At 69.3% G+C, this 7,452-nt stretch carries 13 protein-coding genes; 6 read left to right on the top strand and 7 right to left on the bottom strand.

The annotated features are described in order from the left end of the window. On the top strand, window positions 1–440 hold a 440-nt coding region (locus K6I34_RS27175), incomplete at its 5' end, for a pyridoxamine 5'-phosphate oxidase family protein (protein ID WP_374231025.1). A gap of 64 nt (window positions 441–504) precedes the next feature. Here the strand turns inward: K6I34_RS27175 and K6I34_RS27170 are convergent. From K6I34_RS27170 to K6I34_RS27160, 3 genes are all read right to left on the bottom strand, one after another. Further along, entirely contained in the window at window positions 505–921 is a 417-nt protein-coding gene (locus K6I34_RS27170) for an ATP-binding protein (RefSeq protein ID WP_229329659.1), read from the bottom strand. Window positions 922–983: 62 nt separating this feature from the next. Continuing rightward, entirely contained in the window at window positions 984–1,340 is a 357-nt protein-coding gene (locus K6I34_RS27165; RefSeq protein ID WP_229329657.1) for a helix-turn-helix transcriptional regulator, read from the bottom strand. Then, the gene (locus K6I34_RS27160) at window positions 1,340–1,519 is read right to left on the bottom strand and encodes a hypothetical protein (protein WP_229329655.1); all 180 of its coding nucleotides are present in this window, start codon (window positions 1,517–1,519) and stop codon (window positions 1,340–1,342) included. Before K6I34_RS27160 ends, K6I34_RS27165 begins: the two co-directional genes overlap by 1 nt. Before the next feature lie 353 nt (window positions 1,520–1,872). Between K6I34_RS27160 and K6I34_RS27155 the strand changes: the two genes are divergently transcribed. After that, window positions 1,873–2,640, top strand: a complete 768-nt coding sequence (locus K6I34_RS27155) for an alpha/beta hydrolase (protein ID WP_229329637.1) — start codon at window positions 1,873–1,875, stop codon at window positions 2,638–2,640. A gap of 90 nt (window positions 2,641–2,730) precedes the next feature. Here the strand turns inward: K6I34_RS27155 and K6I34_RS27150 are convergent, their stop codons facing one another. Continuing rightward, the gene (locus K6I34_RS27150; RefSeq protein WP_229329635.1) at window positions 2,731–3,483 is read right to left on the bottom strand and encodes a TetR/AcrR family transcriptional regulator; all 753 of its coding nucleotides are present in this window, start codon (window positions 3,481–3,483) and stop codon (window positions 2,731–2,733) included. A gap of 114 nt (window positions 3,484–3,597) precedes the next feature. On the opposite strand from K6I34_RS27150, the gene K6I34_RS27145 reads away from it, so the two are divergent. Further along, window positions 3,598–3,825, top strand: a complete 228-nt coding sequence (locus tag K6I34_RS27145) for a hypothetical protein (protein ID WP_229329633.1) — start codon at window positions 3,598–3,600, stop codon at window positions 3,823–3,825. A 73-nt stretch (window positions 3,826–3,898) separates the two neighbouring features. Here K6I34_RS27145 and K6I34_RS27140 read toward each other — a convergent pair whose 3' ends face one another. Beyond that, a complete protein-coding gene (locus K6I34_RS27140) occupies window positions 3,899–4,972 on the bottom strand; it encodes a hypothetical protein (protein ID WP_229329631.1) in 1,074 nt (357 codons plus the stop codon). A 231-nt stretch (window positions 4,973–5,203) separates the two neighbouring features. On the opposite strand from K6I34_RS27140, the gene K6I34_RS27135 reads away from it, so the two are divergent. Continuing rightward, on the top strand, window positions 5,204–5,716 hold the full coding sequence (locus tag K6I34_RS27135; protein WP_229329629.1) for a hypothetical protein: 513 nt from the start codon (window positions 5,204–5,206) through the stop codon (window positions 5,714–5,716). 6 nt (window positions 5,717–5,722) lie between these two features. On the opposite strand, the gene K6I34_RS27130 is transcribed toward K6I34_RS27135, so the two are convergent. Continuing rightward, on the bottom strand, window positions 5,723–5,938 hold the full coding sequence (locus K6I34_RS27130) for a hypothetical protein (RefSeq protein ID WP_229329627.1): 216 nt from the start codon (window positions 5,936–5,938) through the stop codon (window positions 5,723–5,725). Further along, a complete protein-coding gene (locus K6I34_RS27125) occupies window positions 5,932–6,336 on the bottom strand; it encodes a DUF6415 family natural product biosynthesis protein (RefSeq protein WP_229329625.1) in 405 nt (134 codons plus the stop codon). The genes K6I34_RS27130 and K6I34_RS27125 overlap by 7 nt, the downstream gene beginning before the upstream one ends. A gap of 162 nt (window positions 6,337–6,498) precedes the next feature. On the opposite strand from K6I34_RS27125, the gene K6I34_RS27120 reads away from it, so the two are divergent. Beyond that, on the top strand, window positions 6,499–7,347 hold the full coding sequence (locus K6I34_RS27120) for a helix-turn-helix transcriptional regulator (RefSeq protein ID WP_229329623.1): 849 nt from the start codon (window positions 6,499–6,501) through the stop codon (window positions 7,345–7,347). Next, window positions 7,317–7,452, top strand: a 136-nt coding sequence (locus K6I34_RS38985) for a DUF397 domain-containing protein (RefSeq protein ID WP_374231026.1), incomplete at its 3' end; no start/stop codon positions are given. The genes K6I34_RS27120 and K6I34_RS38985, both read left to right, overlap by 31 nt.

The following is a 7,452-nucleotide window of genomic DNA, read 5'->3' as shown; positions in this document are numbered from 1 at the left end:
CTCCCGCCCCCGCCGCACCCCGTCGCATGGTCGACGTCTCCGGGGAGGAGGCTCTGTACCTGCTCGGCGGCGCCGCCCAGGGCCGGCTGCTGTACGAGCAGCGCGACATCGTCGCCGTACGGCCCGCGTCCCACATCCTGGAGTACGGACGGCTGATCGTCCGCGCGCCCGTTCCGGACGCCGCCCTGGCCGCCGGGGCCACTGGGGCCATCACCGTCACGTACCACTGCGACAGCCTCCACCCCACCACCGGAACCGGCTGGGCGGTGACCGCCACCGGCCTGGCCGAGCTCATCACCCATCCCGACGAGGCCGCCCACTACCGGCGTACTCTGCCCGGCTGGGCCCACGGTCCTCATGACGCGCTCCTGCGCATCCACCCGCGCACGATCAACGGCCACCGTTTCGCGCATCCGGCCGACAACGCGGCACGCGGGTAGCCACAGCGGATCACGGAACGCGTACGGGCCCCTCGCAATCGCGAGGGGCCCGTGTGCGTTCCGTTCAGCGGCAGGTGGTGTCGCCGGGGAGGGCGAACCGGGCGAGCACCACCTTGCCGCACCCGTGCACGGCCGTTTCCACGCTGAGCGCGCCGCCGTAGGACGCGGTCAATTCCCGTACCGTCCGCAGCCCTTCGCCGACCGCGTGGGGCGACAGGTCGGGAAGGCGGGGGTCCTGGTCCGCGACGCCGATGACGAGCTGTCCCGCTCCCACGGCGATGACGACGTCCGCCGTGGGCGAGCGGTCGGCGGCGTGGCGCAGGGCGTTGGTGACCAGCTCGCTGACCACCAGCAGGACGCTTCCCGCGAACGCCGAATCCGCCGGACCGATCCCGTACTCGGCCAGCGACGCGGCCGTGTCCTGCCGCGCCTGGCGTACGGCTTCCGGCACCAGCGGCAGCGTCAGAACGCGGCGCCGCACGGGAGAGGGCGTCTGCGCGCACGCCCCCGCGGGTACGGGTACGTGCCTGCGGCGGCGCCGTCTCACCGCGCCGTCCCCGACGTCTCCGCTTCCTGGAGTTCCTTGAGCAGTTCGTTCTGCCCGGCGAGCATCACGGTCAGAATGCGGCGGGCCGCGCGCATCAGCTCGGCCACGTCTCCGCCCGCGAGTTCGTAGACGACGGTCGAGCCGGTGCGGGTGGACGTCACGATCCCGGACCGGCGTAGCACGGCGAGCTGTTGGGAGAGCGCGGACGGCTCGATCTCGATCGCGGCGAGCAGATCCCGCACCGGCTTGGGGCCGTCCTGGAGCAGCTCCAGGACGCGGATACGGACGGGGTGCCCGAGCATCCGGAAGAACTCGGCCTTCGCCTGGTACAGCGGAACCGGGGAACCGGGCATCAGCGCTCCCCCTCCGCGGCGTCCACGGCCACACCGTGCTCGCGGGCCAGGCGCAGGGCGTCCTCCAGTTCGTCCGACGCCACCGCCACCTCGTACGCGTCATCGGCCTCACGCGCGGCGGCGAGTGCGGCCTGAGCCTGCCGCACCCTGTCGCGCACCGCTTCTGTGAACCCGCCCATGCCGGACCTCCGCCCCCGATCGGCTGGATGCCTTGAGAACTCTTGAGAACTTACGGCATCACGACAACTCATGAATTGAAGACTTCTTCAAGTCTAGGGCACGGAGGCGGACCGCGCAGGGGGCTTCACCCACTCAAGGCCCGTCCGGTGCCGTGATCACGCGGCGGGGAAAAGGATTGGACGGGCTGACGCCCGGGCCGGTAGCTTGCGGTTGACCGTGACGCCACCCGAGGAGGTGAGACCCATGAACGCTGTATCGACGTGGGTGCTCCCCCTTCCCGTCACGGCCGGCGACTGACACAGGTGTCGCCGGGAGCGCCTCGACAACCAGGCACTCCCGAAAGGCAACACCCATGAACTCTCTGCGATTCACCGCCGAGTCGTCGGCGAACGGCATGCGCGAACGCGACTTCACCGTGGGCGAGGTCCCCGGCGTTCTCTGGTCACCGGCCTCCGGCGCGGCCGGTCGCGCGCCCCTGGTCCTGATGGGCCACGGCGGCGGCGCCCACAAGAAGCATGCGGCGATGCTGGGCCGCGCCCACCGCCTCGTGACCGGCGGCGGCTTCCATGTCGCCGTCATCGACGCGCCCGGCCACGGCGGCCGGCCGCGCACCGCGCAGGACGAGCAGGACATCGCCGAGCTGCGCGAGGCGCAGGCGGCGGGCGAGCCGGAAGGCCCGGTCGTCGTCCGCTACAACGCCCGCCTGGCGGAGCTCGCCGTGCCCGAGTGGCAGGCGACCCTGGACGCCCTCCAGGAACTTCCGGAGATCGGCGCCGACAGTCCGGTGGGCTACGCCGGCATCGCCATGGGCACCGCGATCGGGGTACCGCTGGTCGCGGCCGAGCCCAGGATCACGGCCGCGGTCTTCGGCCTGATGTGGCCCGACGCCCTGATCGGGGCGGCGAAGCGGATCACCGTCCCGGTCGAGTTCGCCATGCAGTGGGACGACGAGCGCATCCCGCGCGAGGCCGGCCTCGCGCTGTTCGACGCCTTCGCCTCGAAGGAGAAGACGCTACACGCCAACGCGGGCAAGCACTTCGACTTCCCCAGGTTCGAGGCCGACAGCGCGGTCCGGTTCTTCGCCCGGCATCTTGGCGGGGCGGCCGCCTCACCGGCCTGAGGGTGAGCGGCGGCGGCGCCCGGTCTGCTTCATCGGGCGCCGCCGCCGCGGCCCGGGGCGAGGCCGCGCATGCACCAGGAGTTCATGGGGTCAAGGTGCCGGGGTGAAGATCCGGTCCAGGTGGTAGTCGAGGGTGCGCAGGACATCGGCGGCGGTGCGGCGGCCGTGCAGCATGTCGCTGCCCAGGCCCACCGCTCCGGACACCAGCAGGTCGGCCTCGTGGCGCGCGTCGAGGCCGGGGCGGCAGGCGCCGCCGGCCTGCCCCTGCCCGATGATGCCCGCGACCAGGTCCTCCAGCGGGTGCCCGGCGCCGAGGAACACCGCCGCGAGCGCGGGATCGGTGAGGCTCCGGGCGTAGTACGCCGCGAACACCCGCAGCGCGAGGCGCCGTTCGGCGTCCAGCGGCAGGAACTCCTCCAGAACCGCCGTGAGCAGGGCCCGGGCATCGCCCGGGTCGTAGTCGATGCGCTCACGGGCCCGCCGCTCGTTGTCCTTGTGCAGCAGCTCCAGCGCGGCGACCAGGAGTTGGTGCTTGCTCCCGAAGTGGTACTGCACCGAGCGCAGTGAGACGCCGGCCTCCGTCGCGATCTCCCGCATGCTCGCCTCGTGCAGCCCCCGCCCCGCCGCGATCCGCCACACCGCCTCGGCGATCTCCCGCCGACGCCCTTCCCCGGCGGTCGGCGCCTCGGGCACCACCGGTTCCGGCAGCGGCGGCTGTCTGCGCCTCCGATAGGCCCGTGCCTGACAGCTCCGCGAGCAGTACACGGCCGGTCGCCCCCGCCCCGCCGGGGCCAGGCCCGTACCGCACACACCGCACACCGCCGCTTTCTTTTCGTCACGCACGATATCGAGCGTACGGCTTGAAAATGTGTGACGTAAACCCCTTTCTCCCCCGATTTACACGCGGTCATGGTGATACGTTCGTATCAATGGCCGAATGAAACACAGGGGGAGACCATGAAGTACGACCTGCTCCAGGGCGTCGGCGCAATCGTGATGGTCGTGTCCGCCCAGGCGGCGATCCGCATGCTCTTCGACCACGACGACCACGGGCTCCTCGCCTGGCTCCCCGGCGGATTCGCCGTGGTGCTCGTCGCGTACGTCGCGTTGCTCGGCGCCGGAGTGCTCCTCGGAGGCTGGGCACACGGCCACGCCAAGGCGCTGGGCCGCAGGGAGCGGGGCTGAGCGGTTCACGGCCCGTCTGCGCCGGACGATTCAGCCGACCGGCCCCGAAGGGGCGAGCGGCCGCAGGGAACCGCTATTTTTTTGCGGCTGTGTGGAAGGGGCAGTCCTTGAGCTGTTTCAGGATTTCCTGCGCCAGGAGATCTTCTTCACCTGCCAGCGCGGTCGCGACATCCGGAGCGGTGGAGAACACCATTTCCGCCGCTATGTTGTCCTGCACGATCCGGGCGAGGTTGTCGAGTGCCGTGCCGACCGGGTCGGAGGGGAACTGCGCGATCATCTGGTTGATGAGATGGCTGTCCGCCCGCTTCTGGTCCATGCACGGCTTGATGATGACTGCGTTCTGGTTGAGAGCGGCCGTCGTCCACAACTCGAATATGAGGACGTACAGTTCGGACCAGGCTTGCTCGCCCAGCTGGGCCCGCCACCGTTTGAGCAGCGCGTGAACGCCCTCGATCTGGGCTTTCGACGCCCAGTACATGGTCGTCTGAATGTGACCGTACACCGCGCTCGAAAAGTCCTGGAAGCCCTGCATGTCGAAGGAGCGGGACGCGACCGCGTCCGTGATGAAGTCCAGGCCACCGTCCAGGATACTCCGGCCGGCATCCTCCAGCGCCCGGGGCATGTTGGCGCCGGGCAGGTTCTGGCGCGCGGTTTCCAGCGTCGCCGCGAACTTCCGCAGCGGATCGATCCACGCCGTCGAGGACGGCCCGATGTGGGCGACCTGTTCCAGGTCGTGCGGGTCGATCCGGTCCGCGTTACCCACCGGCGGAACCTTGGGGCTGAGGTAGGACGCCACCACCGAATAGATCCCCAGCGGCGTATGCGCGACCGACTTCGCCAGCTCGAATACCTGGCCCACCGGGTGTAAACGCTCGACAGTGCTGCCTCGGTCGACCAGAAAGTACTCCCCTCCCTTCGCGTCGTTGTTGACGACGATCACAGGGCCCAGATGCCGCGCCACCGACGCACGCAGCAGGTCGTAGTGGCGCTGCATATCGGTGTCGATCTGATTCACCGCAGCCCTGGCGTCCCGTTCCGGGACCGGAGCCGAGGCAGTGCCGACGGAAGCCCGCGCCGTGGGGGCGCCGACGAAAGCGGTAGCACCGAGGGCGGCGCCGGTGCCGAGAAACGTTCTGCGTGTAGTCACGTGCTGCCCTTCCCCCTGGCACAGCGCGAAGACACCCGGCCGGACGAGTTCCCCGCGCCTCTTGCCGGAGCCGTCTCCCGCTCGGCGTGGGAGAGGGGCGTGCGAGGCGGGGCGTGCACGGTGGCTGCGCCACCAGGAGCCAGGGATGAATGACGCGAGTTGGGTAGCCAGGGGATCAGTCATGATTCGGGCATACCTAGAGGATGCACGGTCAGCGGGCGTGGTGCGGCGGTGACGTTGAGTTCCCTGGTGCTGGTGGGCTCATCGCTGATGTGGGCTCCGGCAGGCGAGGCCCGTGGAGGCGATGGCGGGAGCTTCCTGTGTACGGGCAGCAACACCAGCACGTACGACCCGCCGCTCATGTTCACGCCCCAATCCGTCCGCGTCCGTGCGCACGCCCAGTACACATGCACCGTGGCCCCCGGCCGGACCGTACCGGCCGCCGGTTCCCTCGACGTCCTGGCACCGGGAACGGCCTGCCTCGCGCTGACCCACCCCGGAGGCACCGAGACCGTCGAGTACGCGGACGGCGCCCGGTCGGTGATCGTCTACGACAGCTCCACCACCGAGCGCGTGGCAGGCGCCCTCTTCACCAGGCTGACGGGGCAGGTCACCGAAGGCCGCGGCAAGGGGCTGCCTGCCCAGCGGACCGCGGACCTCCTGCCCGGCGATCTCCCCACGGAATGCCTCGGCTCCGGCATCCGGGAAAGCAGCGGCTCCGTCCAGCTGGAGGCCCACCTGTAAGCAACCTCAGCGCCGCACGTGCGCCGTGGCATAGTGGCGCGCTTGCCGGTCGTTGACGGCTCTCAACGCGTCGAGGTCGTCGGCGAACAGAGCGCGCCAGCCTTCGGTGTCCAGACACTGGCATACGCGGCAGGGTGTTTCCGGCGGGGCCGGGGTGCTGGGCGGACCACCGGTGTGCGGCAGGGGGACGACGGCGGACCAGGAGGGCCGGGCGTTCAGCACGACAGGTCCTCCTCGGGGGCCGTTCGCAGCTCGGCCCTGTGGTCGCGGAGTTCCTGCGCCACCTGGGCCAGGCCGCGGGCGTAGTCGAAAGCGGATCGCAGCCCGTTCCCCGGGCCCAGCGTGAGGGCCCGGTGCAGCCCTTCCGCGGCGCTCCGCTCGGCGGCCACGCGTCGCGGATCGGCTGCGGGCAGAGCAGCGACGACGTCCCGGACCTCGGCGGCCGTCTTCTTGACGTACGCGCGGAGGACGACGGTCGCCGACGTGATCCGGCCCTCGGGAGGCGAGATGTGGGAGTGCGAGCCGAGGATATCTCTGATCGCCCACTCGATGACGTCGTCCCCGGTACGTGGCGGGGTGGGGGCTGCGTGAGCCATGGCGGTGCCGGGGAAGATGGGCATGGTGGAGTGGTCCCCTTCGGGCGGAACGGCGTGCGGATTCGAACGCGACGTCAACCAAAGGGAGTTGGGATGCCGGTTCCGGTTCCAAGTATCCGCCGGGACTCCTATGCTCGGGCCCGTTGAGGGGTTATCCCTCCAGGCAATCAAATGGGGGTTACAGCCATGCCCGCGCCCACGCCACTCGACCCGTCGCGGTCCTTCATCGCCCAGCTCGGCGTGGCGATCCGCGCCTTGCGCGAAGCCAAGGGCTGGTCCCAGTCCGACCTCGCCGCGGCCATCAGGATTTCGCACACGTCGATCTCGAAGTTCGAGAACGGGCATGTGCTCCCCGTCCGGGAAGTCGCGGAAGAACTGGACCGGGCGCTCGATGCAAACGGCACTTTGCTCGAACTCTGGGAAGTACTCAACGACGACCCCTTGGCGAAACGGTCCACAAAGTACTTCGCTCACGAATCGAAGGCCGTCGAGATCCGCCACCTCGCCAACACCTTGCCCGCCCTGCTGCAAACCGACGACTACATCCGGACGGTCCTCCAGTTCGCCACGGACCGGCTCGACGGAAACTTCGAGGAGAAGGTGGCGTACCGCCAGCGCAGGCGCGCCATTCTCGACCGCCCCGATCCGCCATTGTTCAGAGCGCTCATTGCCCAGTCGGCTCTCGACCGCACCGTCGGCGATGCCGACGTCATGCGAGGTCAGCTCCTCTACATGCTGGACCAGATGACGCGGACGAACGTCGAATTACGGCTGGCGCCCCTCGCCATCAGCGAAAACTTCCGCGATCTCGGCCTGACTCAGATCATGACATTCAAGGGCGGCCGCAGGGTCGTTTATCGCGCCGGAGTGACCCAAGACATTTACATCACCAACGCGACAGAGACCGCCCAATATCTATCCGCGTTCGAGCGACAGTGGAATGAAGCTCTACCCCCGAGCGAGTCAATCACGCTGATTCTCAAAGCACTTGAGGAGAAATATCCGTGCCTACCGTCGGACCTGACCTGCCCGTAATCATATGGTGCAAGAGCACCTACAGCACCATCAGCCAAAGCGAATGCGTCGAGATCGCCTCCCGCCAATCCCCCGGCACCATCCCCATACGCGACAGCAAAACCC

This window comes from Streptomyces sp. UNOC14_S4, assembly GCF_020740835.1.
In the GTDB taxonomy this organism is placed as follows: Bacteria; Actinomycetota; Actinomycetes; order Streptomycetales; family Streptomycetaceae; genus Streptomyces.
The sequence above is the reverse complement of the archived record's forward strand: the minus strand, read 5'-3'. Positions and strand labels throughout refer to the sequence as shown.